General features: G+C 72.3%; 28 protein-coding genes. 12 read left to right on the top strand and 16 right to left on the bottom strand.

The features are described from left to right. Window positions 1-28: 28 nt before the first annotated feature. Complete coding sequence (locus tag ADK65_RS04755; RefSeq protein ID WP_053668517.1) at window positions 29-982, bottom strand: ROK family protein; 954 nt, start codon at window positions 980-982, stop codon at window positions 29-31. A gap of 272 nt (window positions 983-1,254) precedes the next feature. Between ADK65_RS04755 and ADK65_RS04750 the strand changes: the two genes are divergently transcribed. Together ADK65_RS04750 and ADK65_RS04745 are read left to right on the top strand one after the other, a co-directional pair. Next, complete coding sequence (locus ADK65_RS04750) at window positions 1,255-2,241, top strand: LacI family DNA-binding transcriptional regulator (protein ID WP_420708957.1); 987 nt, start codon at window positions 1,255-1,257, stop codon at window positions 2,239-2,241. Between the two features lie 7 nt (window positions 2,242-2,248). Beyond that, on the top strand, window positions 2,249-3,064 hold the full coding sequence (locus ADK65_RS04745) for a hypothetical protein (RefSeq protein WP_053668515.1): 816 nt from the start codon (window positions 2,249-2,251) through the stop codon (window positions 3,062-3,064). Here the strand turns inward: ADK65_RS04745 and ADK65_RS04740 are convergent. Both ADK65_RS04740 and ADK65_RS04735 read right to left on the bottom strand, forming a co-directional pair. Continuing rightward, window positions 3,010-4,818: a serine/threonine-protein kinase gene (locus ADK65_RS04740; protein ID WP_053668514.1), complete on the bottom strand. Its 1,809-nt coding sequence runs from the start codon at window positions 4,816-4,818 to the stop codon at window positions 3,010-3,012. The genes ADK65_RS04745 and ADK65_RS04740 overlap by 55 nt on opposite strands. Window positions 4,819-4,971: 153 nt before the next feature. Beyond that, complete coding sequence (locus tag ADK65_RS04735; protein ID WP_053668513.1) at window positions 4,972-6,273, bottom strand: DUF6986 family protein; 1,302 nt, start codon at window positions 6,271-6,273, stop codon at window positions 4,972-4,974. Window positions 6,274-6,466: 193 nt separating this feature from the next. On the opposite strand from ADK65_RS04735, the gene ADK65_RS04730 reads away from it, so the two are divergent. Beyond that, window positions 6,467-7,372 (top strand): endonuclease/exonuclease/phosphatase family protein, encoded by a 906-nt coding sequence (locus ADK65_RS04730; protein ID WP_053668512.1) that lies wholly within the window; start codon window positions 6,467-6,469, stop codon window positions 7,370-7,372. Between the two features lie 57 nt (window positions 7,373-7,429). On the opposite strand, the gene ADK65_RS04725 is transcribed toward ADK65_RS04730, so the two are convergent. The 4 genes from ADK65_RS04725 to ADK65_RS04710 all read right to left on the bottom strand — a co-directional run bounded on the left by ADK65_RS04725 (window position 7,430) and on the right by ADK65_RS04710 (window position 10,442). Further along, window positions 7,430-8,392, bottom strand: coding sequence for an electron transfer flavoprotein subunit alpha/FixB family protein (locus ADK65_RS04725; protein ID WP_053668511.1), 963 nt, complete (start codon window positions 8,390-8,392; stop codon window positions 7,430-7,432). A gap of 52 nt (window positions 8,393-8,444) precedes the next feature. Next, a complete protein-coding gene (locus ADK65_RS04720) occupies window positions 8,445-9,233 on the bottom strand; it encodes an electron transfer flavoprotein subunit beta/FixA family protein (protein ID WP_053668510.1) in 789 nt (262 codons plus the stop codon). Between the two features lie 220 nt (window positions 9,234-9,453). Beyond that, window positions 9,454-9,945, bottom strand: a complete 492-nt coding sequence (locus ADK65_RS04715) for a flavin reductase family protein (protein WP_053668509.1) — start codon at window positions 9,943-9,945, stop codon at window positions 9,454-9,456. Window positions 9,946-10,028: 83 nt separating this feature from the next. Next, the gene (locus ADK65_RS04710) at window positions 10,029-10,442 is read right to left on the bottom strand and encodes a TlpA family protein disulfide reductase (RefSeq protein ID WP_053668508.1); all 414 of its coding nucleotides are present in this window, start codon (window positions 10,440-10,442) and stop codon (window positions 10,029-10,031) included. A gap of 78 nt (window positions 10,443-10,520) precedes the next feature. Between ADK65_RS04710 and ADK65_RS04705 the strand changes: the two genes are divergently transcribed. Both ADK65_RS04705 and ADK65_RS04700 read left to right on the top strand, forming a co-directional pair. Then, the gene (locus ADK65_RS04705) at window positions 10,521-10,937 is read left to right on the top strand and encodes a DUF4395 domain-containing protein (RefSeq protein WP_053668507.1); all 417 of its coding nucleotides are present in this window, start codon (window positions 10,521-10,523) and stop codon (window positions 10,935-10,937) included. Between the two features lie 188 nt (window positions 10,938-11,125). Next, window positions 11,126-11,854: a lysophospholipid acyltransferase family protein gene (locus ADK65_RS04700; protein ID WP_053668506.1), complete on the top strand. Its 729-nt coding sequence runs from the start codon at window positions 11,126-11,128 to the stop codon at window positions 11,852-11,854. An 18-nt stretch (window positions 11,855-11,872) separates the two neighbouring features. On the opposite strand, the gene ADK65_RS04695 is transcribed toward ADK65_RS04700, so the two are convergent. The 5 genes from ADK65_RS04695 to ADK65_RS04675 form a co-directional block, all read right to left on the bottom strand. Beyond that, entirely contained in the window at window positions 11,873-12,574 is a 702-nt protein-coding gene (locus ADK65_RS04695) for a B3/4 domain-containing protein (RefSeq protein WP_053668505.1), read from the bottom strand. Between the two features lie 12 nt (window positions 12,575-12,586). Then, entirely contained in the window at window positions 12,587-13,159 is a 573-nt protein-coding gene (locus ADK65_RS04690; protein WP_053668504.1) for a transglutaminase domain-containing protein, read from the bottom strand. A 72-nt stretch (window positions 13,160-13,231) separates the two neighbouring features. Beyond that, complete coding sequence (locus tag ADK65_RS04685) at window positions 13,232-14,302, bottom strand: threonine aldolase family protein (protein WP_053668503.1); 1,071 nt, start codon at window positions 14,300-14,302, stop codon at window positions 13,232-13,234. Beyond that, entirely contained in the window at window positions 14,299-15,045 is a 747-nt protein-coding gene (locus tag ADK65_RS04680; protein ID WP_053668502.1) for an SDR family oxidoreductase, read from the bottom strand. Before ADK65_RS04680 ends, ADK65_RS04685 begins: the two co-directional genes overlap by 4 nt. A gap of 41 nt (window positions 15,046-15,086) precedes the next feature. Continuing rightward, window positions 15,087-16,484, bottom strand: coding sequence for a DUF6421 family protein (locus tag ADK65_RS04675; RefSeq protein ID WP_053668501.1), 1,398 nt, complete (start codon window positions 16,482-16,484; stop codon window positions 15,087-15,089). Window positions 16,485-16,733: 249 nt separating this feature from the next. Between ADK65_RS04675 and ADK65_RS04670 the strand changes: the two genes are divergently transcribed. Beyond that, a complete protein-coding gene (locus tag ADK65_RS04670) occupies window positions 16,734-17,417 on the top strand; it encodes a glycerophosphodiester phosphodiesterase (RefSeq protein WP_053668500.1) in 684 nt (227 codons plus the stop codon). Here ADK65_RS04670 and ADK65_RS04665 read toward each other — a convergent pair. After that, the gene (locus ADK65_RS04665) at window positions 17,414-17,959 is read right to left on the bottom strand and encodes a GNAT family N-acetyltransferase (RefSeq protein WP_053668499.1); all 546 of its coding nucleotides are present in this window, start codon (window positions 17,957-17,959) and stop codon (window positions 17,414-17,416) included. The two genes, ADK65_RS04670 and ADK65_RS04665, sit on opposite strands and share 4 nt — an antisense overlap. Window positions 17,960-18,035: 76 nt before the next feature. Between ADK65_RS04665 and ADK65_RS04660 the strand changes: the two genes are divergently transcribed. Continuing rightward, complete coding sequence (locus ADK65_RS04660; RefSeq protein ID WP_053668498.1) at window positions 18,036-18,428, top strand: VOC family protein; 393 nt, start codon at window positions 18,036-18,038, stop codon at window positions 18,426-18,428. Here ADK65_RS04660 and ADK65_RS04655 read toward each other — a convergent pair. Then, a complete protein-coding gene (locus tag ADK65_RS04655; protein ID WP_053668497.1) occupies window positions 18,410-19,345 on the bottom strand; it encodes a hypothetical protein in 936 nt (311 codons plus the stop codon). The two genes, ADK65_RS04660 and ADK65_RS04655, sit on opposite strands and share 19 nt — an antisense overlap. A gap of 184 nt (window positions 19,346-19,529) precedes the next feature. Here ADK65_RS04655 and ADK65_RS04650 point away from each other — a divergent pair, with 184 nt between their 5' ends. Then, complete coding sequence (locus tag ADK65_RS04650; RefSeq protein WP_053668496.1) at window positions 19,530-20,291, top strand: VOC family protein; 762 nt, start codon at window positions 19,530-19,532, stop codon at window positions 20,289-20,291. A gap of 98 nt (window positions 20,292-20,389) precedes the next feature. After that, entirely contained in the window at window positions 20,390-21,442 is a 1,053-nt protein-coding gene (locus tag ADK65_RS04645; RefSeq protein WP_053668495.1) for an aldo/keto reductase, read from the top strand. Between the two features lie 33 nt (window positions 21,443-21,475). Here ADK65_RS04645 and ADK65_RS04640 read toward each other — a convergent pair whose 3' ends face one another. Next, entirely contained in the window at window positions 21,476-22,117 is a 642-nt protein-coding gene (locus ADK65_RS04640; RefSeq protein ID WP_063787991.1) for a MarR family winged helix-turn-helix transcriptional regulator, read from the bottom strand. Continuing rightward, window positions 22,114-23,778 carry an FUSC family protein gene (locus ADK65_RS04635; protein WP_053668494.1) on the bottom strand — a complete coding sequence of 555 codons (1,665 nt, stop codon included), beginning with the start codon at window positions 23,776-23,778 and terminating at the stop codon, window positions 22,114-22,116. Before ADK65_RS04635 ends, ADK65_RS04640 begins: the two co-directional genes overlap by 4 nt. A gap of 149 nt (window positions 23,779-23,927) precedes the next feature. Here ADK65_RS04635 and ADK65_RS04630 point away from each other — a divergent pair, with 149 nt between their 5' ends. From ADK65_RS04630 to ADK65_RS04620, 3 genes are all read left to right on the top strand, one after another. Next, window positions 23,928-24,476 carry a DUF5134 domain-containing protein gene (locus tag ADK65_RS04630; protein WP_053668493.1) on the top strand — a complete coding sequence of 183 codons (549 nt, stop codon included), beginning with the start codon at window positions 23,928-23,930 and terminating at the stop codon, window positions 24,474-24,476. A gap of 142 nt (window positions 24,477-24,618) precedes the next feature. Next, window positions 24,619-25,554, top strand: coding sequence for a M56 family metallopeptidase (locus tag ADK65_RS04625; protein WP_053668492.1), 936 nt, complete (start codon window positions 24,619-24,621; stop codon window positions 25,552-25,554). A gap of 115 nt (window positions 25,555-25,669) precedes the next feature. Then, window positions 25,670-26,389 carry a phosphatase PAP2 family protein gene (locus tag ADK65_RS04620; protein ID WP_053668491.1) on the top strand — a complete coding sequence of 240 codons (720 nt, stop codon included), beginning with the start codon at window positions 25,670-25,672 and terminating at the stop codon, window positions 26,387-26,389. The last annotated feature ends 51 nt before the right edge of the window (window positions 26,390-26,440 follow it).

Raw genomic sequence — 26,440 nt, 5'->3', positions numbered from 1 at the left:
GTTCCTGCGGGATCGGCCGGGCTCGGTCTCACACCACGGCAGCCGCCGTGTCCGTCCGCTTCGCCAGCGCTGCGGCCGCCGCGCCCACCAGCCCGGCGTCGGTGCCCATCTGCGCCGGCGCGACGGTCAGACGCCGGACGAAGGACAGGGTCGCGTACCTGCTCAGGGCCTTGCGCAGGGGGTCGAACAGCACGTCGCCCGCCTTGGCCACTCCCCCGCCGATCACCGCGATGTCGATCTCCACAAGCGTCGCCGTGGCGGCGATCCCGGCGGCCAGGGCCTGGGCGGCGCGCTCGAAGGAGGCGACGGCGACCGGGTCGCCGGAGCGGGCGGCGGCGGCCACCGCGGCGGCGGAGGTGTCCCCGTCCGGGCCTGGCCGCCAGCCGTTCTCCAGGGCGAGCCGGGCGATGTTGGGGCCGCTCGCGATGCGTTCCACACAGCCGTGCGAGCCGCACGGGCACAGATCGCCGTCGAGGTCGACGCTGATGTGGCCGATGTGGCCGGCGTTGCCGGTGGGCCCGGGGTGCAGCCGGCCGCCGAGCACGAGGCCGCCGCCGACGCCGGTGGAGACGACCATGCACAGCGCGTTGTCGTGCCCCCGTGCGGCGCCCAGCCAGTGTTCCGCCGCGGTGATCGCCACACCGTCGCCGATGAGCTCGACGGGCAGGCCACCGGAGACGTCCCGGACGCGCGCGACGAGGGGGTAGTCGCGCCAGCCGGGCACGTTCACCGGGCTCACCGTGCCCGAGGAGGCGTCCACGGGTCCGGCGCTGCCGATGCCCACGGCCGAGGCACGCTCCCACAGCGGCGACGCGGCGAGCTCGCCGAGCACCTCCGCCACGGCCCGCATCACGACGTCGCCGTCCTCCTGGGCGGGCGTCGGCCGCTGGGCCCGGACCAGGAGCCGGCCACCGCCGTCCACCAGAGCGCCGGCGATCTTGGTGCCGCCGATGTCGAGCGCGGCCACGAGGTCGGTGTGCATCAGTGTCGGATCTCCCCGTCGGGCATGAGAAAAACGCCGGTAAAGGCCATCAAGCAGGGCAAGCGGCCGGCCCGGCCCGCAGCGGTGCGCGGGCCGGACAACGCGGCGGCCAGTGTCCCCCGAGCCTGACAACGTTGTCCAGGCTCTATGCTCGACGCCACATCCTCATACAAACCGAGGATCGACGCACCCCCCGTGGACGACAGGACAGGACACCCACCGTGCCCCAGAGCCCCCTCCGATCCGCAGCGCGCTACGGCACCCGGCCGACCATGAAGGACGTAGCGGCACGCGCCGGAGTGGGCCTCAAGACGGTCTCCCGTGTGGTGAACGGGGAGCCGGGGGTCACTCCGGAGACGGAGCAACGGGTCCAGGAGGCGATCGGCGCCCTCGGCTTCCGCCGCAACGACAGCGCGCGGGTGCTGCGCAAGGGCCGCACGGCGAGCATCGGCCTGGTCCTGGAGGACCTCGCGGACCCGTTCTACGGGCCGCTGAGCCGGTCGGTCGAGGAGGTGGCCCGCGCGCACGGCGCCCTGCTGATCAACGGCTCCAGCGCGGAGGACCCCGAGCGGGAACAGGAGCTGGTGCTGGCCCTGTGCGCGCGGCGGGTGGACGGGCTGGTGGTGATTCCGGCCGGGGACGACCACCGGTATCTGGAGCCGGAGCTCAAGGCGGGGGTCGCCACGGTGTTCGTGGACCGCCCGGCCGGGCACATCGACGCCGACGTGGTCCTGTCGGACAACTACGGCGGCGCCCGCGGCGGTGTCGCGCACCTCATCGCGCACGGCCACCGCCGGATCGGCTTCATCGGCGACATGCCCCGGATCCACACCGCCGCCGAGCGGTTGCGCGGCTACCGGGCCGCCATGGAGGACGCCGGCATACCGGTGGCGGACTCCTGGATGTCCCTCGGCGTCACCAATCCCGAGCGGGTGCGCAGGGCGGCCGAGGAGATGCTGACCGGCCAGGACCCGGTCACGGCGATCTTCGCGGGCAACAACCGGGTGACGGTGACCGTGATCCGGGTGCTCGCCGAGCAGGACCGCCCTGTCGCCCTGGTCGGTTTCGACGACATCGAGCTCGCCGACCTGCTCCAGCCGGGCGTCACGGTCGTGGCCCAGGACGCGGCGGACATCGGCCGTACCGCGGCGGAACGTCTCTTCCGGCAGCTGGACGGCGCCCCGGGCACCCCCGAGCGCATCGAGCTGCCGACCCGGCTGATCGCCCGCGGCTCGGGCGAGATCCCTCCGGCGGACTGAGCGGCCGATGGACGACGCCACCGATCGCACGCTGCGGGCACTCGGCCTGGCCGAGGCTCCGCGCGAGCACCCCCTGCTGTACCCGGGGGCCTGGCCCGCCGGCTCAGGGCTGCTCGACGGGGACCGTTTCCTGCCGCTGGAGCGGCTGGTGCACGAGGACCGCACTCCGGTCATCGCCATCGGCTCGAACGGCTGCCCGGGGCAGTTGCGGCACAAGATGGTGGAGTTCGGCATCGGGGCGCCGCTGCCCATGGTGAGGGCGCAGGTGGCGGGCATCGACGCCGGTGTCTCCGCGCACGTGAGCCGCATGGGGTACGTCTCCGCCTCGCCGGTCGGCGCCCCGGGCACCGTGCGGGAGTTGTTCGTCCTGTGGCTGGACGCCGAGCAGCTCGCGGTGATCGACGCGAGCGAGGGCGTGCCGGTGCCGGGCGGCAACTTCGACCGGGCCTGGCTGCCGTCGCCCGACGTCCGGATCGACCTCGCGGACGGCACCCGGCTGCCCGGCGCGTACGCCTACGTCAACCGGCACGGTGTCCTCCACGACGGCACGGGCACGCCGCGCACCCACCCCGGTGAGCGGGAGCTGCTCACCGAACTCCTCGTCGGGCTGCCGCGGCTGCGGGAACTGTTCGGTGTCGTGCCCGAGGAGTTCTGCGCGCGGGCCCGGGGCGACCGGCGGCTGTGCGAGCGGGGCACGCGGCTGTTCGTCGAGGAGAAACTGGTGACGGCTTCCGGCCTCGAACGGTACGTGGCCGCCTCGGCCCGGCGTCAGCAGACCGGCAGCCCGGGGACCGGCCCGTCGTTGTCGCCGCCCCTGATGTAGACGTCGCTGACCCAGACGTCCGTGTTGCCGCTGTCGTCGTCGGTCTTGGCCCACCAGACGTTGGTCCACTCCCCGGACGTCTCGCGACGGCCCAGGTTCTGCTGGCAGTAGAAGTAATTGGTGCCCGCCTTGAGGATGCCGGCCTTGTCGCCGGCGGCGGTGTAGGAGCCGGCGGTCTTCCAGACCTGGCAGTTGTACCTGCCGCCGCCGATGGCGTGACAGGCGGGGGCCGGGGTGGCCGAACCGCCGCCGGTCGGAGCGCCGCCTCCCGAACCGCCACCGGTCGGTTTCCCCGGGGCCGGGGTGGTCTCCCGGCCGGTGGGCTCGGCGTCCTTCCGGTCAGCGGTCTCCTCCGAGGGAGCCCTGCCCCCGGCGTCACCCTGTTCCGTGGACCTCGGGGCGTGCGAGCCGTCGTCCGGCCCGGCCGGCCCGGAGGACCGGCCCTGCGCACCGGCCGCGCCGGACCGCCTGCCGGCCTCCTTGCCGGCGGAGTCGTCGCTCCGCAGGGCGACCGTGGTAGCCGCGGCGGCCAGAACGACGGTGGCGGCCGCCGCGGCCAGCAGGACGCGCGCCCTGCGGCGGGGCGCGGCGCGACCGGGGTTCATCGAGCCGGTGGGCGCGGTGCCGCCGGATGCGAGCGGGCCGACGCCCCGGGGAGCGGTGCCGGGGCCCGGCGGCGTGGGGTGGCCGGGACCCGAGGCCTGCGTGTCGGTGCCTGCCTGCGCGGGATGCCCGGACGCCGACGGCCCCGGGGTGTCGCCGCCCTCGTGAACTCCGGGCGCGCCCTGCTGCGGTGGCCCGAACCCCGGCGGCACCGAGGGGACACTGCGCTCCGTCTCCGCCCGCCGGGGCGGGACCGCCGGGCCCCTCAGAGTCGACGTCGGCGTGTCCGAGCCGTCGGCGTCCGCGACGGCCTGGAGCAGCGCGCGGGCCTGATCGGCCTCCGGACGGGATTCCGGGCGTTTGTCCAGCAGCCGGTGCAGGACGGGCCCGAGGGCGCCGGCGCGGCGGGGCTCCGGCAGCGGCTCGGAGACGATCGCGGTGAGCGTGGAGAACGTCGACGTACGGCGGAAGGGCGAGGAGCCCTCGACGGCCGCGTACAGCGTGGCTCCCAGGGCCCAGATGTCGGAGGCGGGGCCCGGGTCGGCGCCCTGGGCCCGCTCGGGTGCCAGGTAGTCCAGGGATCCGACGAGTTCGCCGCTGCGTGTGAGGTGCGTGGCCGAACCGTCCGCCGGATCGTCCATCGTGGCGATGCCGAAGTCGGTGAGGACGACCCGGCCCGTGCGGTCGAGCAGGATGTTGCCCGGCTTGACGTCCCGGTGCAGGACGCCCGCGCGGTGGGCCGCGGCCAGCGCGTCCATGACCTTCGCGCCGATCCCGGCCGCCTCCCCCGGGTCCAGCGGGCCGCGCTCGCGCAGGACGTCGTCCAGGGACGGTCCGTCGACCAGTTCCATGACGATGACCGGGCGGCCGTCCACCTGGGCGATGTCGTGCACGGCGATGACACCGGGGTGGCGCACCCGGGCCGCGGCACGCGCCTCGCGTTGCATCCGCAGCCGCAGAGCGGCCAGTTCGGGGCCGGCCGCGTCGGTGTAGGTGCGCAGTTCCTTGACCGCGACCTCACGGCCGAGGACCTCGTCGACGGCCTTCCACACGACGCCCATGCCGCCGCGCCCCAGCGCCGCCGTGACGCGATAGCGGCCTGCCAGCAGCCGTCCGGTCCCGTCCGTCCGCCCCTGCTCCCCCGTCGACACCGCTGCCCCGTTCCTGTGACCCCACCGGATGCGCCGACGACCGACACCGTCAGTGCGTGGCGTACAGACTACGGGGCGGCGGTGACGGCGGCGGGCGTCGGTGACGGCTGTGACAGGGCCGGTACGTGCCGGCCGGTCCGCCGAACGGCACGGTCAGGCGAAGGCCGTCAAATCCCCGCGCCAGGGCGCGGCGAAGCTCTCCAGGTCCGCCCGGGTCAGGCCCGCCAGGCGGGCGACCTCACCGTTGTCCAGGGCGCCGCAGTCCAGGCCGCGCAGCAGGTAGCCGCTGAGGGCCTTGGCGGTGGCGGGCTCGTCCATGACATCGCCGCCGGTGCGGTTGACGTAGCGGGACAGACGGGCGGCGGCCTGCTCGAAGCCTTCGCGGTAGAAGGCGAAGACGGCCGCGTAGCGGGTGGGGAGGTGGCCGGGGTGCATGTCCCAGCCCTGGTAGTAGGCGCGGGCAAGGGCGCGGCGGGTGAGGCCGTAGTGCAGGCGCCAGGCGTCGTGGACCTTCGCGGTCGGGCCGACCGGCAGGACGTTCGTCGAGCCGTCCGAGACGCGTACGCCCGTGCCGGCCGCCGCGACCTGCATGACGGCCTTGGCGTGGTCCGCTGCGGGGTGGTCGCTCGCCTGGTGGGCGGCGGAGACGCCGAGGCAGGCGCTGTAGTCGAACGTGCCGTAGTGCAGGCCGGTGGCACGGCCGTCGGCGGCCTGGATCATGCGGGCGACGGTGGCGGTGCCGTCGGCGGCGAGGATGGACTGGCTGGTCTCGATCTGGATCTCGAAGCCGATCCGGCCCGGCTCCAGGCCGTGTGCCTTCTCGAAGGCGTCCAGCAGCCGCACCATGGCGGTGACCTGCTCGGCGTACGTCACCTTCGGCAGGGTGAGGACCAGGCCGCCGGGCAGGCCGCCGGACTCCATCAGGCCGGTGAGGAAGACGTCGAGGGTGCGGATGCCCCGGGCACGTACGGGCGCTTCCATGCACTTCATGCGGATGCCCATGTACGGGGCGGCGGTGCCGTCCCGGTAGGCCTCGGCGATCAGCCGGGCGGCGCGGGCGGCGGTCTCGTCCTCCTCGGGGCCGGGACGGTTGCCGTAGCCGTCCTCGAAGTCGACGCGCAGGTCCTCGATCGGCTCGCGCTCCAGCTTGGCGCGCACGCGCGCGTGGACGGGCTCGGCGAGTTCCTCGGAGAGGCCGAGGACGGAGGCCAGGGAGGCGGCGTCCGGGGCGTGTTCGTCGAGTGCGGCGAGGGCCCGGTCGCCCCAGGACCGGACGGTATCGGCGGCGAAGGCGTCGCCGGGGACGTAGACGGTGTGGACGGGCTGGCGGGTACCGGGGTCTCCGGGATAGCGGCGCTCCAGCTCGGCGTCGACCGGCGCGAGGGAGGCGCTGATCTCCTCGCTGACGGCTCCCGCGAGGCTCGTCGCCACGTGCTCCTGCCGGCCCTGACCCATTACGAGACCCTCCATTTTCCGCACAGCGGAATCAACAATCCGTAGAACGAAGTTATCGGCCGACCTTCGGCCTGGTCAACACCATCCTGGCGTGGAATTCCCCGTCCCTCCCTCTTGATCGCTGTCGATCGGCCCTCTCCATCCGTACTCAGAGGGCAAGCTTCATCCTGTCGTGCAAGGGGAGGGAGACCACGTGCCGAACGAGGCCGGCGTGACGCGCCGCCACGGGCTCAAGGCGGCGGCCGCAGCCGCCGTCGCCGGGCCACTGCTCACCACCGCGGGCCCCACACACCGCGCTGCCGCCGGCGAGCACGCGGGCGCTCTGAACGTCATGACGTTCAACGTGCGCTTCGGGACCGTCGTCGACCGGACACCGCGCTGGGCCGTGCGCCGACCGGTGATGCGGGAATTGCTGCGTCACGAGCGACCGCACGTCATCGGCACCCAGGAAGGGCTGTACGGGCAGGTGCGCGCGATCGAGAAGGATCTCGGCGAGCACTACGACTGGATCGGCACCGGACGCGCCGGCGGCAGCAAGGACGAGTTCATGGCGATCTTCTATGACACGCGCAGACTCGATCCGATCGAGTTCGATCACTTCTGGCTGTCCGACACCCCTTACACGATCGCCTCGAACACCTGGGGAGCGGACTGGCTGCGCATGGTGACCTGGGTCCGTTTCGCCGACCTCGCCGGCGGGGGCCGGGAGTTCTACGTCCTCAACACCCACCTGGACAGCGTCAGCCAGTACGCCCGGGAACGCTCGGCGGGGCTCATCGGCGAGACGATCGCCACGTGGGACCGGTCGTCGCCGGTCGTCGTCACCGGCGACTTCAACGCGGCCGCCCACGACAACCGGGTGTACGACCTCATGCTGGACACCGGCCTGGTGGACGCCTGGGACGCGGCGGCCTCGCGGGGCCCGGCGTACGGGACGCACCACGGCTACCGGACGCCCAGGCCCGGCGGGCGGCGCATCGACTGGATCCTCACCACGCCCGGTGTGACCACGCACCGGGCCTGGATGAACCCCTTCCACAGGGACGGGACGTACCCGAGCGACCATCTGCCGGTGCAGGCCTCGATGACCCTGGGATGAGAAGAGGCCCCCGTGACCGTTCGCGCGGTCACGGGGGCCTTTCACGGCCGGGGTCGATCAGCCCTTGCGGGTCTTGATCTCCTCGGTCAGCGCCGGGACGACGTCGAACAGGTCACCGACGACGCCGTAGTCGACGAGGTCGAAGATCGGGGCCTCGGCGTCCTTGTTGACGGCGACGATCGTCTTCGAGGTCTGCATACCGGCACGGTGCTGGATCGCGCCCGAGATGCCGTTGGCGATGTAGAGCTGCGGCGAGACCGACTTGCCGGTCTGGCCCACCTGGTTGGTGTGCGGGTACCAGCCGGCGTCCACCGCGGCGCGCGAGGCGCCGACGGCCGCGCCGAGCGAGTCGGCGAGGGCCTCGATGATCGCGAAGTTCTCCGCGCCGTTGACGCCACGGCCACCGGAGACCACGATCGCGGCCTCGGTCAGCTCCGGACGGCCCGTCGACTCACGCGGCGTACGGCCGGTGACCTTGGTGCCGGTGGCCTGTGCGGAGAAGGTCACGGACAGGGCCTCGACCGCACCGGCGGCCGGGGCGGCCTCGACGGCCGCGCTGTTGGGCTTGACCGTGATGACCGGGGTGCCCTTGGAGACGCGCGACTTGGTGGTGAAGGACGCGGCGAACACGGACTGCGTGGCCACGGGGCCCTCGTCGCCGGCCTCCAGGTCGACGGCGTCGGTGATGATGCCGGAGCCCAGACGCAGCGCCAGGCGCGCGGCGATCTCCTTGCCCTCGGCGGAGGAGGGCACCAGCACGGCGGCCGGGGACACGGCCTCGTGGGCGGCCTGGAGGGCGTCGACCTTCGGTACGACCAGGTAGTCGGCGTACTCGGCGGCCTCGTGGGTGAGGACCTTGACCGCGCCGTGCTCGGCGAGCGTGGCGGCGGTGTCGGCGGCGCCGTTGCCCAGCGCGACGGCGACGGGCTCGCCGATGCGGCGGGCCAGGGTCAGCAGCTCCAGGGTGGGCTTGCGGACGGCACCGTCCACGTGGTCGACGTAGACGAGAACTTCAGCCATGGGACTTCTTCTCTCCTGCTTGCGAAAGATGAGGGGCGGTCAGCGAAGGGGCTCAGATGAACTTCTGGCCCGCGAGGAACTCAGCGAGCTGCTTGCCGCCCTCGCCCTCGTCCTTGACGATCGTGCCCGCGGTGCGGGCCGGGCGCTCGGCCGCGCCGTCGACCGTGGTGTAGGCGCCCTCCAGGCCGACCTCCTCGGCCTCCAGGTCCAGGTCGGACAGGTCCCAGGACTCCACCGGCTTCTTCTTGGCCGCCATGATGCCCTTGAAGGAGGGGTAGCGCGCCTCGCCCGACTGGTCGGTCACGGACACGACCGCCGGGAGGGAGGCCTCCAGGTTCTCGGAGGCGGCGTCGCCGTCGCGGCGGCCCTTGACCGTGCCGTCCTCGACGGAGACCTCGGAGAGCAGCGTGACCTGCGGGACGCCCAGACGCTCGGCGAGCAGCGCGGGCACGACGCCCATGGTGCCGTCGGTGGAGGCCATGCCGGAGACGACCAGGTCGTAGCCGGCCTTCTCGATGGCCTTCGCCAGGATCAGGGAGGTGCCGATGGCGTCGGTGCCGTGGATGTCGTCGTCCTCGACGTGGATCGCCTTGTCCGCGCCCATGGACAGCGCCTTGCGCAGGGCGTCCTTGGCGTCCTCGGGGCCCACCGTCAGAACGGTGATCTCCACGTCGTCGTCGGAGTTCTCGGAGATCTGCAGCGCCTGCTCGACCGCGTACTCGTCGAGCTCGGAGAGCAGACCGTCCACGTCGTCCCGGTCGACGGTCAGGTCATCGGCGAAGTGCCGGTCGCCAGTGGCGTCGGGCACGTACTTCACAGTGACAACGATCCTCAAGCTCACGCCGGCTCTCCTACTGCATCGTCATTTCCATGCTGCCTACTTGCAGGCAGCATAGGCGCCTCTAGCGTCCGATCCCGGTCGGGGCGAACCCACGCCCCGAGCGAAATATTACTCGTCAGTACACCCAGTTCGTTCCCGCTAAGCAAGCGCTTTGAACTGTGACCTTCGCAACGCAGCGTAACCGGAACTCGACGGTCACGCAGCCCGGGGTGCACCCGGTTCAGTCGCCCAGACGCTGGAAACGTCCCTGGTGGTAGAGGAGCGGACGGCCGGTGCCCGAGGGGTCGCCGTCCACGACCTCGGCAATCACCAGCCGGTGGTCCCCGGCAGGTACGCGCGCGACGACCCGGCCCACCAGCCAGGCGAGCACGCCGTCGAGGACGGGGACGCCCTCGGGGCCCTCCCGCCAGGCGGTGGGCGGGCCGAAGCGGTCGGCGCCGCTGCGGGAGAAGGTGGCGGCGAGCTCCCGCTGGTGCTCACCGAGGATGTGGACACCGACGTGGTCCGCCGTCGCGATGGCGGGCCAGCTGGAGGCTCCGGTGCCGACACCGAAGGACAGCAGCGGCGGCTCGGCGGACACGGACGTCAGGGAGGTGGCGGTGAAGCCCACCGGGCCGGCTTCGCCACGAGCGGTGATGACGGCGACTCCCGCCGCGTGCCGCCGGAAGACCGAGCGCAGGAGGTCGGTCGTGGCAAGAAGGTCCGCAGGCATGGGGTCAGGCTGACGATAAATGGTTCGCGCAGTCAAGTTCGTTCCGTGATGTGGGAGATGACTCACTGAAGCCGTCACGCCCGTCACACCGCCTCTCCCAGTGCCGCGATCACGTCGGCCTTGCGCGGCTGCCCCGTGGCACGCCGCACCACCCGGCCGCCGGCGTCCAGCACGAACACGGTCGGGGTCTTGAGGACGTCCAGCCGCCGCACGAGGTCGAGATGGGCCTCGGCGTCGATCTCGACATGGGTCACGCCCGGCACCACGCCGGCCACCTCGCCGAGGACCCTGCGGGTCGCCCGGCAGGGCGCGCAGAACGCGCTGGAGAACTGCACGAGCGTGGCCCGCTCGCCGAGTTCCGTGCCGAGGTCCGCCGCATCGAGCCGCTTGCCGTCGTCCCGCCCGCGCACCCGCACCCTCCCGCTCCGCCGCCGTTGCAGCACTCCGTAGGCGCTCGCCACCACGAGCACCACCGCGCACACCATCAGTCCGGTCATCACCTGCTGCAAGCGTTCACGAGACCGCAAAGATTCCCGCCCCCGCAATGCGGCCGCGCTGCGGAATGCTTGGTTCCCATGGACATCGATGCGAGAGGGCCGCGTTTCGGCGCGGCCGTCACGACCGCCGTGCTGGCGGTCGTGCTGGTCACGGGAAGCGCCTGGCTGCTGGCCTGGCAGACGCTGGCGTTCCTGCTGGGCGCGGCGGGCGGGGTCGGCCGCTCCCCGTACGGCCTGCTGTACGCCAAGGCGGTCCGGCCGCGACTCGGGCGGCCGACGGAGTTCGAGGCGCCCGAGCCGCCGCGCTTCGCCCAGGCGGTGGGACTGCTTTTCGCCGGACTCGGGCTCGTCGGCTACACCCTGGGGCCCGGCTGGCTGGGTCTCGCGGCGACCGGCGCCGCGCTCGCCGCCGCCTTCCTGAACGCGGCGTTCGGGTACTGCCTGGGTTGCGAGTTGTACCTGCTCGTGCGGCGGGTGGCGGTCCGCGCGGAGTAATGGGGACGCAAAAGCACGAGGTGGGAACCTGCGGACGACGTGACGAGAATCTCGCCGCATACGGGCACGAGGACTGGCTACCCGGCCGTTCTTCGGGCACGATCTGCGACAAGCCGTAAACCTACGGCTGCGTAACTTCTCCACTGGGAATCCCTTCCCAGGCAGAGCAGGAAGGGTCCGAACCGCCCATGGCAGAGCTCGTCTACCGTCCCGTCGTCGGTCTCGCCCGCACGCTGTTCAAGGTGTGGGACCTCAAGATCGACCTCCAGGGTTCGGAGAACATCCCGCGCTCGGGCGGCGCCGTGCTGGTGAGCAATCACATCAGCTACCTGGACTTCGTCTTCGACGGCCTGGCGGCCCTGCCGCAGAAGCGTCTCGTGCGCTTCATGGCGAAGGAGTCGGTCTTCCGGCACAAGATCTCCGGCCCGCTGATGCGCGGGATGAAGCACATCCCGGTGGACCGCAAGCAGGGCGAGGCGGCCTACGCGCACGCCCTGGACTCGCTGCGGTCGGGCGAGATCGTCGGGGTCTTCCCGGAGGCGACGATCTCGCAGTCGTTCACGCTGAAGAGCTTCAAGTCGGGCGCCGCGCGCCTGGCCCAGGAGGCCGGCGTCCCGCTGGTCCCGATGGCGGTGTGGGGCACGCAGCGGCTGTGGACCAAGGGCCACCCGCGCAACTTCAAGCGCAGCCACACCCCCATCACGATCCGGGTGGGCGAGGCGATCGAAGCCTCCCGCGACAAGTACGCGGGCGCCATCACGCGTCAGCTGCGCGAGCGCGTCCAGGAGCTCCTCGAGGCCGCCCAGCGCGCCTACCCCGTCCGCCCCAAGGGCCCGGACGACACCTGGTGGATGCCGGCCCACCTCGGCGGCACGGCCCCGACGCCGGAGCAGGTGCGGGCGGCCGAGGCGCACTGAGCCCCGCCCGCACCGCTCTCAGGCAGAGGACTCCGGAGCGCGTACGGCGATGTCCGCGCCCGGGCTGAATTGCGCCAGCAGCTCGGCGAGTTCCTCCGCCGCGGCCGTGACCTCGGAGACCGGCATCGGCGCCAGGCTCTCCAGCAGGAAGATGCCCGACGTCGTCTCCTCGGTGAGCCGGGTGCGCGGGCCCTGACGCCAGTTCCAGCGGCGGCAGGTCACGCCCGCGTCGTCACACCACACCACTTCGCCCGCGTCGGGGTGCTCGACGGTCTCCGCGCCGCCGGCGACGGTCACGAACCGCTCCTCCCCCGTGGCCCGGATCAGCCGCATGCCGCCCTCGATGCGGTCGAGGTCCTCGCCGCCGACAGGGATCAGATGAGCGACGGAGACGGCGTTGTAGAGGTCGACGAGCAGGTTGACGCGGGGCAGCCCGGCGTCTGCGAGGGCGCGCTTGGCGAGTGCCTCCGCGGAGTTGCGGGTGCGGGACGGCTTCGAGCCGAACGCCGCGTAGGTGGCGCGCCAGGCGGCCATGTGCGGGTCCTCGTGCGGGGCGCGGCCGCCCAGTCGCAGGGCGAGCCGGCGCGCCGCGTCATCGAGGAGCTCCGCACTGGCCCGGTTGCTCGGCCCGTTGACCAGGCCGTGCGCTTCGATCGCGACGTGCGTGAAGCCGGGCGCGAGGCTGCGTACGTCGTCGGACACGGTCAGCGTGAGCGTCATGGTCGCCTCGCCTCAGAGTGCGGTGGGGAGCGTCTGCCACAGGTGCGGCCGGTCGCGAGCCGCTGTAAGAGCGTTCAGCACGAGAGGATGCGGTGCAGCATACAGCACCGAGTAGTCCAACTCATTGGACTCGCGATCGGGCGTGAAGGCGAGCCGCTCACCGTCGAGGGAGAACTGCGCGTCGACGCCGGGTTTGTTGCCCCTGGGGTCCTGCCGGTGCCACGCACCGTGGAACCGTACAGCGACCAGCCCGTGCACCTCGTCGAACTTCTGATAGCAGAGCGCGGTGGGGATGTCCTCGGCCCGCAGCAGGGCGGCCAGCGCATGGGCCTTCGCGTAGCAGATGCCGGTGCGCTGCTCCAGGACGTCGGAGGCGCGCCAGGTGACGCGAAGATCCCCCGCGTCCTGCGAATGCGGAATGGTGTCGCGCACGAACTCGAACGCCGCGCGCGCATACCCATACGAGTCATCGACCCCGTGCGCAAGCCTCGCCGCGGTCTCGCGGACCAGCGGGTGATGGTGGTCGATCACCTCGTCAGCAGCCAAGTAGGCGGACAGGTCGGGCGTTTGCTGGATGAGCTGCATACAGGCAGAGCGTAGACAGGGAGCACCCTCCCCGCAATCGATTTACGCTCTGCCGAATATTTATGCATACACTCAGCGAGCCGTCTCCTCCTTGAGGGCCGCCAGGAACGCGTCCACGTCCTCCTCGGTCGTGTCGAACGAGCACATCCAGCGGACCTCGCCCGCGGCCTCGTCCCAGAAGTAGAAGCGGAACCGCTTCTGGAGGCGTTCGCTCACGTCGTGCGGCAGGCGGGCGAAGACCGCGTTGGCCTGCACCGGGTAGAGGATCTCCACACCGTGCACGGCCCGTACACCCTCGGCGAGGCGCTGGGCCATCTCGTTGGCGTGCCCGGCGTTGCGCAGCCACAGGTCCCGGGCGAGCAGGGCTTCCAACTGCACCGAGACGAAGCGCATCTTGGAGGCGAGCTGCATGGACAGCTTGCGCAGGTGCTTCATGTGGCTGACGGCGTCCTGGTTGAGGACCACGACGGCCTCGCCGAACAGGGCGCCGTTCTTGGTGCCGCCCAGGGAGAGGATGTCGACGCCGGCGGCGTTGGTGAGCGTCCGCATCGGGACGTTCAGGCTTGCGGCGGCGTTGGCCAGCCGGGAGCCGTCCAGGTGCACCTTCATGCCGTGCGCGTGGGCGTGCTCGCAGATGGCCCGTATCTCGTCCGGCGTGTAGACCGTGCCCAGTTCGGTGGCCTGCGCGATGGAGACGACCTGCGGCATCGCGCGGTGCTCGTCGTCCCAGCCGTAGGCCTGCCGGTCGATCAGCTCGGGTGTGAGCTTGCCGTCCGGCGTCGGAACGGTCAGCAGCTTCAGGCCGCCGACCCGCTCCGGGGCCCCGCACTCGTCGACGTTGATGTGCGCGCTCTCCGCGCAGATCACCGCGCCCCAGCGATCGGTGACCGCCTGGAGCGCGACGACGTTCGCGCCCGTGCCGTTGAAGACCGGGAACGCCTCGGCCGTCGGCCCGAAGTGGCTGCGGATCACGCGCTGGAGGTTCTCGGTGTAGGTGTCCTCGCCGTAGGCGACCTGGTGCCCGCCGTTGGCCAGGGCCAGGGCGGCGAGCACCTCCGGGTGGGCCCCGGCGTAGTTGTCGCTGGCGAAACCGCGGACCTCGGGGTCGTGATGACGGCGGGCGTCGGTCTTCGGCGGGTTCACGGCTTCTCGGTGAGCCACAGACGGTTTCCGTTCACTTCGGCGGCGGGCTTCTCCCAGACCTCGGTGATGGCCTCGGCCAGATCCTTGACGTCGGTGAAGCCCGCGAACTTCGCGTTGGGCCGGTCGGCGCGCATCGCATCGTGGACCAGCGCCTTGACCACCAGGATCGCGGCAGCCGAGGTCGGCCCCTCGGGCCCCCCGGCCTTGCGGAAGTAGTCGGCCATGGCCAGCGTCCACGCCTCCGCCGCCGCCTTGCCGGCCGCGTAGGCGGCGTTGCCCGCCGTGGGCTTGCTGGCCCCGGCGGCGCTGATCAGCACGTACCGGCCGCGGTCGCTGCGCTGCAGCGCCTCGTGGAAGGCGAGGGAGGTGTGCTGCACCGTGCGCACCAGCAGCATCTCGAGGAAGTCCCAGTCGTCGAGGCTGGTCCGGGTGAAGGTCTCGCTGCCGCGCCAGCCGCCGACGAGGTGGACCAGGCCGTCGACGCGGCCGAAGTCCTTCTCGATGCGGGTGGCCCAGTCACGGGTGGCCCCGAGATTCAGCAGATCGACCGTGTCGCCGGTGACGGTGGCGCCGCCGGACGCGAAGCTCGCCGCGTCCACCGCCTCCGCCAGCCGCTCCGGATCGTTGTCCGAGCCGATGACGGTGGCTCCCGCCTCGGCCAGCCTGAGCAGCGCGGCCCGGCCGGCGGGTCCGCCCGCTCCGGCCACCGCGATCACCGCACCGCTGAGCGCCCCGTTCCCCATGATCTTCGCCTCCTGAGCAGTGTTCCCGGTACGCCGATCGCTCACGCGGCGATCCGCTCGGCGCCGTCCGCCGTGATGCCCTTGGTGGAGGCGATCACGTTCTTCAGCTTCTTGGACAGTGCCTCATAGAACATGCTCAGCGGAAACTCGTCCGGAAGCACGTCATCGACGAGTTTGCGCGGCGGCTGCGTCGTGTCGAGGGCGTCGGGGCCCTTGGCCCACTTGGAGCCCGGGTGCGGGGAGAGGTAGGTCGAGACCAGCTCGTAGCCGGCGAACCAGTGGACGAGCTTGGGGCGGTCGATGCCGTCGCGGTAGAGGTCCTCGATCTCGGCGCACAGCTGGTTGGTGACCTGCGGGGCGCGCTCCCAGTCGATGGTGAGCTTGTTGTCGGTCCAGCGGACGACGTCGTGCTTGTGCAGGTAGGCGAAGAGGAGCTGGCCGCCCAGGCCGTCGTAGTTGCGCACGCGCTCGCCGGTGACCGGGAAACGGAACATGCGGTCGAAGAGGACCGCGACCTGCACGTCACGGGCCTGCGGGACGCCCTCCGCCGAGAGCTTCACGGCCTCCTTGAAGGCGGTGAGGTCACAGCGCAGTTCCTCCAGGCCGTACATCCAGAACGGCTGGCGCTGCTTGATCATGAAGGGGTCGAAGGGCAGGTCGCCGTGGCTGTGGGTGCGGTCGTGGACCATGTCCCACAGGACGAACGCCTCCTCGCAGCGCTTCTGGTCGTGGACCATCGCGGCGACGTCCTCGGGCAGCTCCAGGCCCAGGATGTCCACGGCGGCGTCGGTCACGCGGCGGAAACGGGCGGCCTCGCGGTCACAGAAGATGCCACCCCAGGTGAACCGCTCCGGGGCCTCGCGCGCGGCGATGGTCTCGGGGAACAGGACGGCGGAGTTGGTGTCGTAGCCGGCCGTGAAGTCCTCGAACTTGATGCCGCAGAACAGCGGATTGTCGTAGCGGGTGCGCTCCAGCTCGGCCAGCCAGTCCGGCCAGACCATGCGCAGCACGACCGCCTCGAGGTTGCGGTCGGGGTTGCCGTTCTGCGTGTACATCGGGAAGACGACGAGGTGCTGAAGGCCGTCCGCGCGGTTCGCGGCGGGCTGGAAGGCCAGCAGCGAGTCGAGGAAGTCGGGCACCCCGAAGCCGCCGTCGGCCCACCGGGTCAGGTCCTTGGCCAGGGCCTGGTGGTAGGCGCCGTCGTGCGGGAGCAGCGGGGAAAGCTCCAGGACGGCGTCGGCGACCTGGCGGACCGCGAGCTCGGCGTCGGCCGGGTCGGGCGCGCCCTCGGCGTCGAAGTCGATCGACCCGTCCTTGGACTGCCATGGCCGGATCCGCTCCACGGCATCCTTGAGCACGGGCCATGCCGGGTGGTCGACCACCCTGGCCACGGGAGGAAGACCTTCCTCCGAACCCACCTGCACAAGAATTTCCGTCATGTCCCACCTTCCACGGGAGAATCTCACGTATGCAGACCGTATACACACGAGGTTCCTCCCAGCAAGGGTGAACCCGGGAAATTATCCTGCCCGACCCTGTGCTTCACCGCACTTTTTCCTGCCGGTCACGCTTCTGCCCGAATGCGCCGCAACCATGCCCTCACTCTCTGCACAGGGCGGGCCCAGACGATACGGTCAGGGGGGCCGTCAGGCCCCCACTGCCGCCTGTCGACGGAAGAGAGTCGCGTCTTGAACTTCCTCACCATCGGTCACCGCGGAGTCATGGGTGTGGAACCCGAGAACACCCTCCGGTCCTTCGTCGCCGCCCAGGAGGCGGGCCTCGACGCCATCGAACTCGATCTGCACCTGAGCAAGGACGGCGCGCTCGTCGTCATGCACGACACGGATGTGGACCGCACGACCGACGGCTCCGGCCCGATCGCCGAGAAGACCCTCGCCGAGCTGCGGGCCCTGGACGCGGGCCGGGGCGAGCGCGTCCCCGAGTTCGAGGAGGTCCTGGAGGCCGTCCACACGCCGCTCCAGGCGGAGATCAAGGACAAACAGGCGGCGCGGGCACTGGCCGAGGTGATGAACCGCCGCGATCTGGCCGGCCGCGTGGAGGTGTCGTCCTTCCACGACGAGGCGATCGCCGAGATCAAGCCCTTGGTGCCGGGGGTGCGCACGGCACTGATCGCCAGCCGCTACGGCACCGACATCGTGGACCGCGCGGTCGAGGCCGGCGCCGAGACCGTGTGCCTGAACATCCGCCGGCTCACCCTGGAGATCGTGGAGCGGGCCCGCAAGGCGGACCTGAGGATCATCGGCTGGGTGGTGAACACGCAGGACCAGCTGCGACTGGTCCGGGCGTTCGGTCTGGACGGCGCGACCACCGACCACCCGGACATCAAACGCACCGGCCGTTTCACGGCCTAGCCGAGTTCCTTGACCAGCAGCTCGAACTGCAGGTCGTCGCGCTGCGGGATCCCGAAGCGCTCCTCGCCGTACGGGAACGGGGTCATCCGTCCCGTACGGCGGTAGCCGCGACGCTCGTACCAGGCGATGAGGTCGTCACGTACGGAGATCACGGTCATCTGCATCTCCTTCGCGTCCCAGGTCTCCCGGGCCCGGCGCTCCGCCTCCGCGATGATCAGCTTGCCGAGGCCCGCGCCCTGGAGCAGAGGGCTGACGGCGAACATCCCGAAGTAGGCGTTCTCGCCCCGGTGCTCCAACTGGCAGCAGGCGACGATCCTGCCGTCCCGCTCCACCGTGAGGAGCCGGCTGTCGGGCGACTTGATGACCGCTCGCACGCCCTCCGGGTCGGTCCGCTGCCCTTCGAGGATGTCCGCCTCGGTGGTCCATCCGGCCCGGCTGTCGTCGCCCCGGTAAGCCGACTCGACCAGCGCGACGAGCTCGTCCACGTCGGCGTCGGTGGCGTCGCGGTACGTCAGTGCGGTGGCGGTGGCGGCGGTCTCCATGGGCGTACGTCTCCGTCTTCCTGGCACGGCTCGGGCAGGGATGAGCGTAGCGCCACCAGGCCCTAAGCTCCGCTGCATGGTGCATGTACTCAGCAGCCGGATCCTGCTCCGTCCCACCGACCCCGAGCTCTCCCGTGCTTTCTACGGCGAGCAACTGGGCCTCGCCGTGTACCGCGAGTTCGGCACGGGTGCCGAGCGCGGCACCGTCTTCTTCCTGGGCGGTGGCTTCCTCGAGGTCGCGGGCCGGTCCGAGACGCCCCCGGCGCCCGCCGTACGGCTGTGGCTGCAGGTCGACGACGTGGCCGCGGCACAGGAGGAGCTGCGGGGTAAGGGCGTGGACATCGTGCGGCCGCCGGTGCGGGAGCCCTGGGGGCTGATCGAGATGTGGATCGCCGATCCGGACGGGACGCCGATCGTGCTGGTGGAGGTTCCAGCGGACCATCCGATGCGTTACCGGCCGGGCATCTGAGCTCCGTCGGGGCGGTGCTCCCAGCCCCGGTCCGTGCGGGTGAGTTCGCTGAAGCCGGCACCGGTCAGCAGGGCGAGCCGGGCGCGGTCGGCGGCCGGTTCGCAGGCGACGAGACGGTCGACGCCGCACAGCCGAAGCCAGTCGGCGGCCCGGGCGAGCAGCCAGTGCTCCAGCCCGGTGCCGTCCTGCGCGGGCTCGATGTGCAGATTGCCGATGTCGGCGACGCCCGCGGCGCGTGCATGGCGTTCCGGGCGGGCCGGTGCCGTGTCGATCTCGATGAAGCCGAGGCTCTTCCCCTCGGCCCGGGCCGTGAGGCGGGTGCCGCACTCACCAGGGGTGCGCTCGGCCGTGACGCCCGGCCGGGGCTCGGCGGCCGGCAGGTCGGCCACCCGGGCGATCAGGATGACCTCGGTGTCCCCGGTGTGCCGGAACCCCGCGCGTTCGTAGAGAGCCCGGATGTGGGGCCAGTTGCGGGGCAGGCCGTACAGGAGCGGGGCGGGCAGCGATCCGTCGGCGTACCGGACGCGGGGGTTCCATCGGACGAACCGTGCGAGGCACGCCCGCATCAGCAGGTCCGCGGCGAGGTCGGCGTCCGGCCAGAGGGACGCCGCCGGGCGGTACACGAACCAGTTGATCTCGGCGGCGTCCCGGTAGTGCGCGCCCACCTCGGCGTCCGCCCGGTAGCGCAGCAGGTGGGCCGCGGCGACGACGTGCTCGCGCTGCTCGGCGACGAGCGTCGTCCGCTCGGCCACCCATGGGTCGGTGATGAACTCGCCGGGCTGCCGCTCCAGGTCACCGAGGACGGTGTTCACGGAGACGGAGACGCCGGGGACGACGGCCGCCACATGCAGGTTGACCAGGTCGGTCAGCTGGTCGCGGTCGGTCCGGCGGAAGGGACGCACCTGGGGGTGGGGCATGGGGAACCTCCGGGCAGGGTGAAGGAGCCGGTGGCCGCCACGCGGTGCGGTACGGGGTGAGGGTACGCCGGGGACACCGCGGCACACCACCGGGTTGCCCCGGATGGCAGGGAGACGGGGAGGCGGCTTAGCGTGCTGGAGGGGACCCCGGGGGCCTGCCTCCATCGCTCGCGGAAGGAACGCCATGAAGCTCGACGCACCGGTGACCGGCGGTCCCTGCTGGGCCGAGCTCGGGACCAGCGACCTGGACGCGGCCCGGCGGTTCTACACGCGGCTGTTCGGCTGGCGGCCCGAGACGGACGCGCGTCAGGAGGCCGGCGGCTACACCGTGGCGCACCTCGGGGACGCGGCCGTGGCGGCGCTCGCCCCGCTGTACCAGCCGTCGCAACCGGTCGCCTGGAACGTGTCGTTCGCGGTGACCGACGCGGATGCCACCCTCCGTGCGGTGAGCGAGGCGGGCGGGTCGGTGCTGTTCGGGCCGGCGGACGTGTTCGACGTGGGCCGTTTCGCGGTGGCCGCCGATCCCGGCGGTGCCGTGTTCCAGCTGTGGCAGGCGGGAACCTTCCCGGGCGCCGGACTGTTCAACGCGCCCGGCTCGCTGGGCTGGGTGGAGCTGATGACACGGGATCCGGAAGGAGCCGTGTCCTTCTACACGCGGGTGTTCGGCTGGACCGTCGCCCCGTCGGACCGTTACACCCAGTGGGGCGTCGGCGGAGCCGACTTCGGCGGCATGGTGACCATGGACGACAAGTTCCCGTCCGAGGTACCGGCGCACTGGCTGCCGTACTTCGCCGTGGCCGACGTGGACGACACGACCGCCGTCGTGCAGCGGCACGGCACGGTCCTGATGGTGCCCACGTCCGTGCCCGACGGCCCGCGCATCGCGGTGCTGCGGGACCCGCAGGGGGCGATGTTCGGCGTGTACCGGGCGGACCACGAGCGCTGAGACGGCGGTGTGTGACGGCGAGGGGGCCGGGCGGGACTTGCGCTGAAGTGCGCTCCAGCTCCTAGCGTTCTGCGCACGACCACCCCGGAGAGGACAACGTGCGTTACACACTGTTCGGCAAGACCGGTCTGCGCGTGAGCGAGCTGAGTCTCGGCGCGATGACCATCGGCGACGACTGGGGCTGGGGCGCCGGCGAGGAGGCCAGCGGCCGGATCGTCGACGCCTACGCGGATGCGGGCGGCAACTTCGTCGACACCGCCAACAACTACACCGACGGCAGCTCGGAACGGATCCTCGGCGAGCTGCTCGAAGGCCGGCGCGACAGGTTCGTGCTGGCCAGCAAGTACACCTGCGGCATCCGTGACGGTGACGTCAACGCCGCGGGCAATCACCGCAAGAACCTGGTGCAGTCGGTAGAGGCGAGCCTGCGGCGGCTGCGGACCGACCGGCTGGACGTGCTGTGGGTGCACGCCCGGGACAACTTCACACCGGTCGAGGAGGTCATGCGGGCCCTGGACGATCTGGTCCGCACGGGCAAGGTGCTGTACATCGGTGTCTCGGACTGGCCCGCCTGGGAGATCGCCCAGGCCAACACGCTGGCGGAACTGCGGGGCTGGACGGCGTTCGCCGGTTCGCAGCTGCGCTACAGCCTGTTGGAGCGGACCCCGGAGCGCGAACTGCTGCCGCAGGCCCGGGCGTTCGACCTGGCCGTGCTGGCGTGGGCGCCGCTCGCGGCCGGGAAGCTCACCGGTAAGTACCGCAAGGGCGAGGCGGGGCGTCTCGACACCACCGGCGGGGACACCGACCCGCGCGAGGAGGCGGTGATCAGCGCCGTGCTCGAGGTCGCCGAGCAGGGTGGCTGGAGCCCGGCGCAGGTGGCCCTGGCCTGGCTGCTGGCCCGGCCGGGCAACGTGGTGCCGATCATCGCGGCGACCAGGGAGAGCCAGCTCACCGACAATCTGGGCAGTGTCGACGTCCGCCTCGACGCGGACGCCCTCGCCCGGCTCGACGAGGTGAGCGCGGTGCCGCTCGGTTTCCCGCACGACTTCATCCGTGAGCCGGTCATCACCCGGAACATCTACGGTGACCGGTGGGCGGACCTGGACGACCGCCGCTCCACCCATCGCCGCACCGTGCACGAGGTGCTGTGACCATGCGCCGACGCACCCCGGCAGGTGGCCGCATCAGGTCCTCGGCACGCCCAGCCGCCCCTCCAGCTGGCTGAGCAGCTCCCCGAGCAGGGAGGCGAGTTCGCCCTGCTCGGAGCCGTCGAGGCCGGACAGCACGGTGGTCTCGTAGGCGAGCTGGACGGGCAGGATGCCGTCGACGAGGTCGCGTCCGGCGTCGGTGAGGCGCAGGTGGACGACCCGCCGGTCACGGGTGTCCCCGCGCCGTTCGACCAGCCCGCGCTCGGTCAGCTGCTTCAGGCGTTTGGTGACGGCGGCCCCCGAGGAGAAGGTCTCCCGGGCCAGCTCCCCCGGCGTCAGCTCGTGCCCGGTACGACGCAGCGCGCCCAGCAGATCGAACTCGGGCCGGCTGAGCCCGGCCCGGCGCAGGGGAGCGTCCTCGGCCTGCTGCAGCAGGGCGGCACAGCGGTTGATCCGCCCGATGATCTCCATCGGCCCGGTGTCGAGCCCGGGACGCACGGTCTGCCACTGCCGCACCACGGCAGCGACGGTGTCGTCCCGGCGGCCGCCGCCCGGGTCGCTCCCCTCGGTCGCCGCGCCCGTTGCCCCGGCCTCGCCGGCCGCCCGTGCTTCCGCCGCCGGCTGCGGGCCGTGCCCGGTGTCGCTCCGCTCCGGCGATGGTCCTTCGGTCGGCGTCATGACCGTGCGTCCTCCGATTCTGTGGCCGGGTCCCGGTCCGGGAGCAGGCCCTGTCGTCGGGCCGTCGCGGCGAGCGTACGGTGTCCGCACTGTTCGGCGAGCACGACCCGCTCCTGGGGCAGGGCCCGCTGCCACCATTCACCGGCGGCGGCGTCCGCGGTGGCACGCAGATCGGCCAGAGCGACGGCGAGGCCGCGGCGGGCGGTTTCCAGGGCCCCCGCGCCGGGATCCGGCTCGGCCAGGAGGCGGGCGGCCTGCTCGCGGGCCCGGTCTGCGGCGGTCAGCGCGTGTTCGACACGGTCGCCCGCACGCCGGTCGGTGACGGCCACGGCGGCGACGAACCCCACCAGCGCGCCGACGACGGTGTCCACCACCCGCTCCGTCATCAAGGTCCTCGGCTCCTGGTGTCCGGCGAATTCCGTGATGAGCAGGGCCATGGGCGTCACGCAGACGCTGCCGAGCCAGTAGTTCCGGCTGATGAGCGCCTCCGCGCCGAAGCTGCATGCCAGGCAGCACAGCACGAGCGCCACGGGCCCCAGCTGCGCGAGCGGCACGACGGCCAGGAAGACGAGCACGCCGACGACGTTGCCCACGACCCTTTGGACGGTCCGGCTCCAGGTCAGCGTGATGTTGGCCTGGTAGAGCGAGGCGGCGGTGACCAGCGCCCAGTAGGGGCGGCCGATGCCGAGGGCGAGGGAGGCGTAGCCGGCGAGTGCGCAGCCAAGCGCGGTACGCACCGCGAGCGGGGTCAGCGGACCGAGCCGTGCCCATGAGGGGCGGAGCGCGGCCACGCCGAGCGGTTCGTCGGCGCCGGTGTCCGGCAGACCGGCCTCGGGGACAGGTCCGTTGCCGCGCAGCGAGCCCGCCCACGCGCGCAGCCGGCCCGCGTCCGCCTCCGCAGGCGCCGCGAGGGCGACCTCGGCACGGACCACGAGCCGTTCGAGCGCCCGCCGGGTCCGGGAGGGAGCGTGGGTGGAAAGCAGCGACTGGCGGGCGGCCTGCACCGCGGCACAGCCCGCGGCGCGCACCCGGGCGTGGTCCTCACCCGTGCCGGCGGTGCCGGCGTATCCGGCGGCGGCCTTCAGGGCGGCGGCGGTGGCGCGGCGCTCCGGTCCGTGGGGCCTGAGAAGCGCGGGCGCCATGCAGACCAGCCAGGCCCAGGCCCCCGTTCCGGCGGCCAGGGCCAGGTGTCCGGGCACCTGACCGAGGGTCTGCGGTGCGAACAGGGACGCCGAGCTGACGAAGGTGAGGACGACGTTGCCCGGCGGACCGATCCGGGTGGCGTCGCACAGCACCTTCTGGGCGGCGGCCAGCAACGCGCCCACGGTGACCAGGACGACGGCACTGCCGGTGAGCGAGGCCGCGACCAGGGCTGCGCCGAGCCCGCCGAGCATGCCCAGCACCACCCACACCAGCACCACGGCCCGGGCGGCGTAGGGGCGGTTGTGGGCGTACAGCGCGCACAGGGAGCCGGCCATCGCGTACATCACCAGGTCGAGCCGGCCGAGCGCGAGCAGGGTGAAGGCGGGTGGGGCCATCGCCGCGACCACGCTCAGCGCGGGCTTGAACCAGATCTCCGAGGGCCTGCCCGGGCGCAGCACTCCCGCGAGGGGGAGACGCGTGACGGGCCGGGTGACGTGATGGGCGGGCGCACTGCTCATGACCGCAACCTTAACACGTGTTTTACTTGTAAAATATCACTCCCTCGTGGGCGTGCTCCGTCGAGTGCTCCCGCTGTACACCCTTGCGCTTGCGTGCGCGCCGCATGGCCCGGGCATCGATGGTCCGACCGCCGAAGGGGGAGGTGCGCGTGCACGGACCGGCTTCGTCCGGCTGGCTGCTGGTGGCGCTCTGCGCGGTGACCGGCGTCTACTGCCTGGCGCGGATGCGCAGCGGCGCCGAGGGGCAGCGCGGCGCCGCGGGCGGCGAGGCGCTGATGGGTTTCGGGATGGCGGCGATGGCCGTGCCGGCGGCGGTGTTCACGCCACCCGCGTGGGCGTGGCCCGTCTACGCGGCGGTGTTCGGCGCGGCGGGCGTCCATGCGCTGTGGGCGGCACGGGCCGGCGCGCACCATCTCCATCACTCGGTGGGGGCTGTCGCGATGGTCTACATGTCCGTCGTCATGGCGGGCTCCCCCGGGCACGCACACGGTCAGGGCGGAGCGGGGGTTCCGCTGCTGACCGGGGCGCTGCTGCTCTATTTCGCCGGTTACGTGCTGCTGACCGGCGTCCGCCTGGTGCCGGTGGCCGCCGTGGCCGCGGGTTCCGGCCCCGCCGGGTGGGGCGACCGGCCGGAACTGGCGCGGGCCTGCCGCCTTTCCATGGCGATCGCGATGGTGGCGATGCTGCTGACGCTGTGAGCGGAGCGGGTGGCCTCCCGGTACATCCCGTCGGCCCGGCGTTCGGCCCCGAGCCCGCGGCGCTCCAACGGATCCGTTGTCTGCGTCACTTTGGCGTCGCAAGTCGTACCCCTGAGCGGGGCGGCGCTCATAGGCTGCCCCCATGATGCTCACCGCCGCGCTGCTGCTGCTCGGCGCCCTCACCGCCGTGGCCGCCCCCCGGCTGCTCGCCCGGGCGGACTGGCCGGACCGTGAGCCGGTGGTGGCGCTGTGGGTGTGGCAGTGCGTGGTGGCGGCCGTCCTCGTGTGCTGCGCGCTGTCGATGACGCTCAGCGCGGCCGCCGCCTGGCAGGCGGTCGGCGGGCATCTCTTCGCCACGGCCCCGCGTGCGGTCGTCGAGGCCTACGCCCTGGGCACCGCGGGCCCCTGGGCGGCGACGACGGCGCTCGCCCTGGCCGGCGGCGGGCTGTGGAGCGCGGCGATGCTGCTGCGCGAGATCGGCCGCGCCCGCGCGCGGCGGCGCCGTCGACGCGCCGATCTGCTGGTCCGGGCTCCGCTGCTGCCCGGGGAGGTAGCCGTCTCCGGCCGGCTGGTCGTCCTGGAGAGCGATCAGCCTGATGCCTGGTGGCAGCCGGGCACTCCCCCTCAACTGGTCGTCACCACCGCCGCGTTGTGCCGGCTGAAGGGCCGGCAACTGGACGCCGTGCTCGCCCACGAGCAGGGCCACGCCCGGGCCCGGCACGACTGGCTGCTCAACTGCTCCTCGGCGCTGGCCGGCGGATTTCCGCAGGTGCCGGTGTTCGCCGCGTTCCGTGACGAGATGCACCGTCTGGTGGAACTCGCCGCCGACGACACGGCATCGCGCCGCTTCGGCCGGCTCACCACGGCCCTGGCGCTGGTCGAGCTGAACGAGCATCGCGGCGTGTTCGGGCCGTGCCCGACCCCGCAGGCCCACGTCCCGGCGCGGGTGAACCGGTTGCTCACTCCCCCGGACCGTCTGACGGCGGCCCGGCGCCTTCGGCTGACGGCGACGGCCGCGCTGGTCCCGGTGGTGCCGGTGCTGCTGGCGTTCATGCCGGGATTGCGGGCACTGGGGTAGCGGAGGGCCCCGGACACCCCGCGGAGGACACGGCATGACCGAAGCACGTCGCCCCGGTGACGGAGGATCATCCCCGTACTGGATCCGGAGCCCCCGGTTCGGCGAGGATCGGCGTATGCACACCTCGTCCGTCGACTCCCCGCCCCGCCCGGAACACCGCACCACCGCTGCTCTCGCCGGCACCCTGGCCCTGTGCTCGGCGCTGCTGCTGGTCCTCGTCGCGGCCAGATGGAGCCCGTTGATCGGCGTGGACGGGGACATCTCCGGCACCACCCACCGCTGGGCGGTCGACGAACCGGTCCTCACCCAGACGTGCCGCATCCTCACGGACTGGGTGTGGGATCCCTGGACGATGCGGTTGCTGTGCGCCGCCGCCGTCGTGTGGCTGGTGGTGCGGTGGGCGGCCCGCTGGACGGCGGTCTGGCTGGCGCTGGCCGTGGCGCTGGGCACCGTGCTGCAGCAGGGCATCAAGGCCGCGGTGGACCGGCCCCGCCCGGTCTGGCCCGACCCCGTCGACTCCGCCCACTACTCGGCGTTCCCGTCGGGCCACGCCATGACCGCCACCGTGGTCTGCGGCCTGTTGCTGTGGCTGCTGCACCGGCACGGCGTGGGCCGGGCCGTGTGGCGTACCGCCGTGGCAGTGGCCGTCGTCTCCGTGATCGGGGTCGGGCTCACGCGGATCTGGCTCGGTGTCCACTGGCCGTCGGACGTGATGGGCGGCTGGCTGCTGGGCATGACGGTGGTGGCCCTCGCGGTGTGGGTGCACCGACGCTGGCAGCCCTCGCCCCGGGATCTTCCGGAAGAGCGCCGGAGCACCGTCGGCACCGGAAGGTAGCCCGAGGCCACCACTGGGGCGAGTGCTCGCCCACCTCGGACGATCCCCCGC

It is taken from the genome of Streptomyces sp. NRRL B-1140 (assembly GCF_001280065.1).
Taxonomy (GTDB): Bacteria; Actinomycetota; Actinomycetes; order Streptomycetales; family Streptomycetaceae; genus Streptomyces.
Note: the sequence above shows the minus strand (reverse complement) of the source record. Positions and strands in the feature narration are given on the sequence as shown.

Coding starts and splice junctions, on each gene's coding strand:
- ADK65_RS04665 (WP_053668499.1), bottom strand. CDS start 17,959: ATGGAGACCGCCGCCACCGCCACCGCACTGACGTACCGCGACGCCACC.
- ADK65_RS04650 (WP_053668496.1), top strand. CDS start 19,530: ATGAAGCTCGACGCACCGGTGACCGGCGGTCCCTGCTGGGCCGAGCTC.
- ADK65_RS04680 (WP_053668502.1), bottom strand. CDS start 15,045: ATGGGGAACGGGGCGCTCAGCGGTGCGGTGATCGCGGTGGCCGGAGCG.
- ADK65_RS04695 (WP_053668505.1), bottom strand. CDS start 12,574: ATGACGCTCACGCTGACCGTGTCCGACGACGTACGCAGCCTCGCGCCC.
- ADK65_RS04705 (WP_053668507.1), top strand. CDS start 10,521: ATGGACATCGATGCGAGAGGGCCGCGTTTCGGCGCGGCCGTCACGACC.
- ADK65_RS04725 (WP_053668511.1), bottom strand. CDS start 8,392: ATGGCTGAAGTTCTCGTCTACGTCGACCACGTGGACGGTGCCGTCCGC.
- ADK65_RS04755 (WP_053668517.1), bottom strand. CDS start 982: ATGCACACCGACCTCGTGGCCGCGCTCGACATCGGCGGCACCAAGATC.
- ADK65_RS04735 (WP_053668513.1), bottom strand. CDS start 6,273: ATGGGTCAGGGCCGGCAGGAGCACGTGGCGACGAGCCTCGCGGGAGCC.
- ADK65_RS04745 (WP_053668515.1), top strand. CDS start 2,249: ATGGACGACGCCACCGATCGCACGCTGCGGGCACTCGGCCTGGCCGAG.
- ADK65_RS04700 (WP_053668506.1), top strand. CDS start 11,126: ATGGCAGAGCTCGTCTACCGTCCCGTCGTCGGTCTCGCCCGCACGCTG.
- ADK65_RS04660 (WP_053668498.1), top strand. CDS start 18,036: ATGGTGCATGTACTCAGCAGCCGGATCCTGCTCCGTCCCACCGACCCC.
- ADK65_RS04690 (WP_053668504.1), bottom strand. CDS start 13,159: ATGCAGCTCATCCAGCAAACGCCCGACCTGTCCGCCTACTTGGCTGCT.
- ADK65_RS04625 (WP_053668492.1), top strand. CDS start 24,619: ATGATGCTCACCGCCGCGCTGCTGCTGCTCGGCGCCCTCACCGCCGTG.
- ADK65_RS04635 (WP_053668494.1), bottom strand. CDS start 23,778: ATGAGCAGTGCGCCCGCCCATCACGTCACCCGGCCCGTCACGCGTCTC.
- ADK65_RS04710 (WP_053668508.1), bottom strand. CDS start 10,442: ATGACCGGACTGATGGTGTGCGCGGTGGTGCTCGTGGTGGCGAGCGCC.
- ADK65_RS04675 (WP_053668501.1), bottom strand. CDS start 16,484: ATGACGGAAATTCTTGTGCAGGTGGGTTCGGAGGAAGGTCTTCCTCCC.
- ADK65_RS04655 (WP_053668497.1), bottom strand. CDS start 19,345: ATGCCCCACCCCCAGGTGCGTCCCTTCCGCCGGACCGACCGCGACCAG.
- ADK65_RS04620 (WP_053668491.1), top strand. CDS start 25,670: ATGCACACCTCGTCCGTCGACTCCCCGCCCCGCCCGGAACACCGCACC.
- ADK65_RS04750 (WP_420708957.1), top strand. CDS start 1,255: ATGAAGGACGTAGCGGCACGCGCCGGAGTGGGCCTCAAGACGGTCTCC.
- ADK65_RS04640 (WP_063787991.1), bottom strand. CDS start 22,117: ATGACGCCGACCGAAGGACCATCGCCGGAGCGGAGCGACACCGGGCAC.
- ADK65_RS04715 (WP_053668509.1), bottom strand. CDS start 9,945: ATGCCTGCGGACCTTCTTGCCACGACCGACCTCCTGCGCTCGGTCTTC.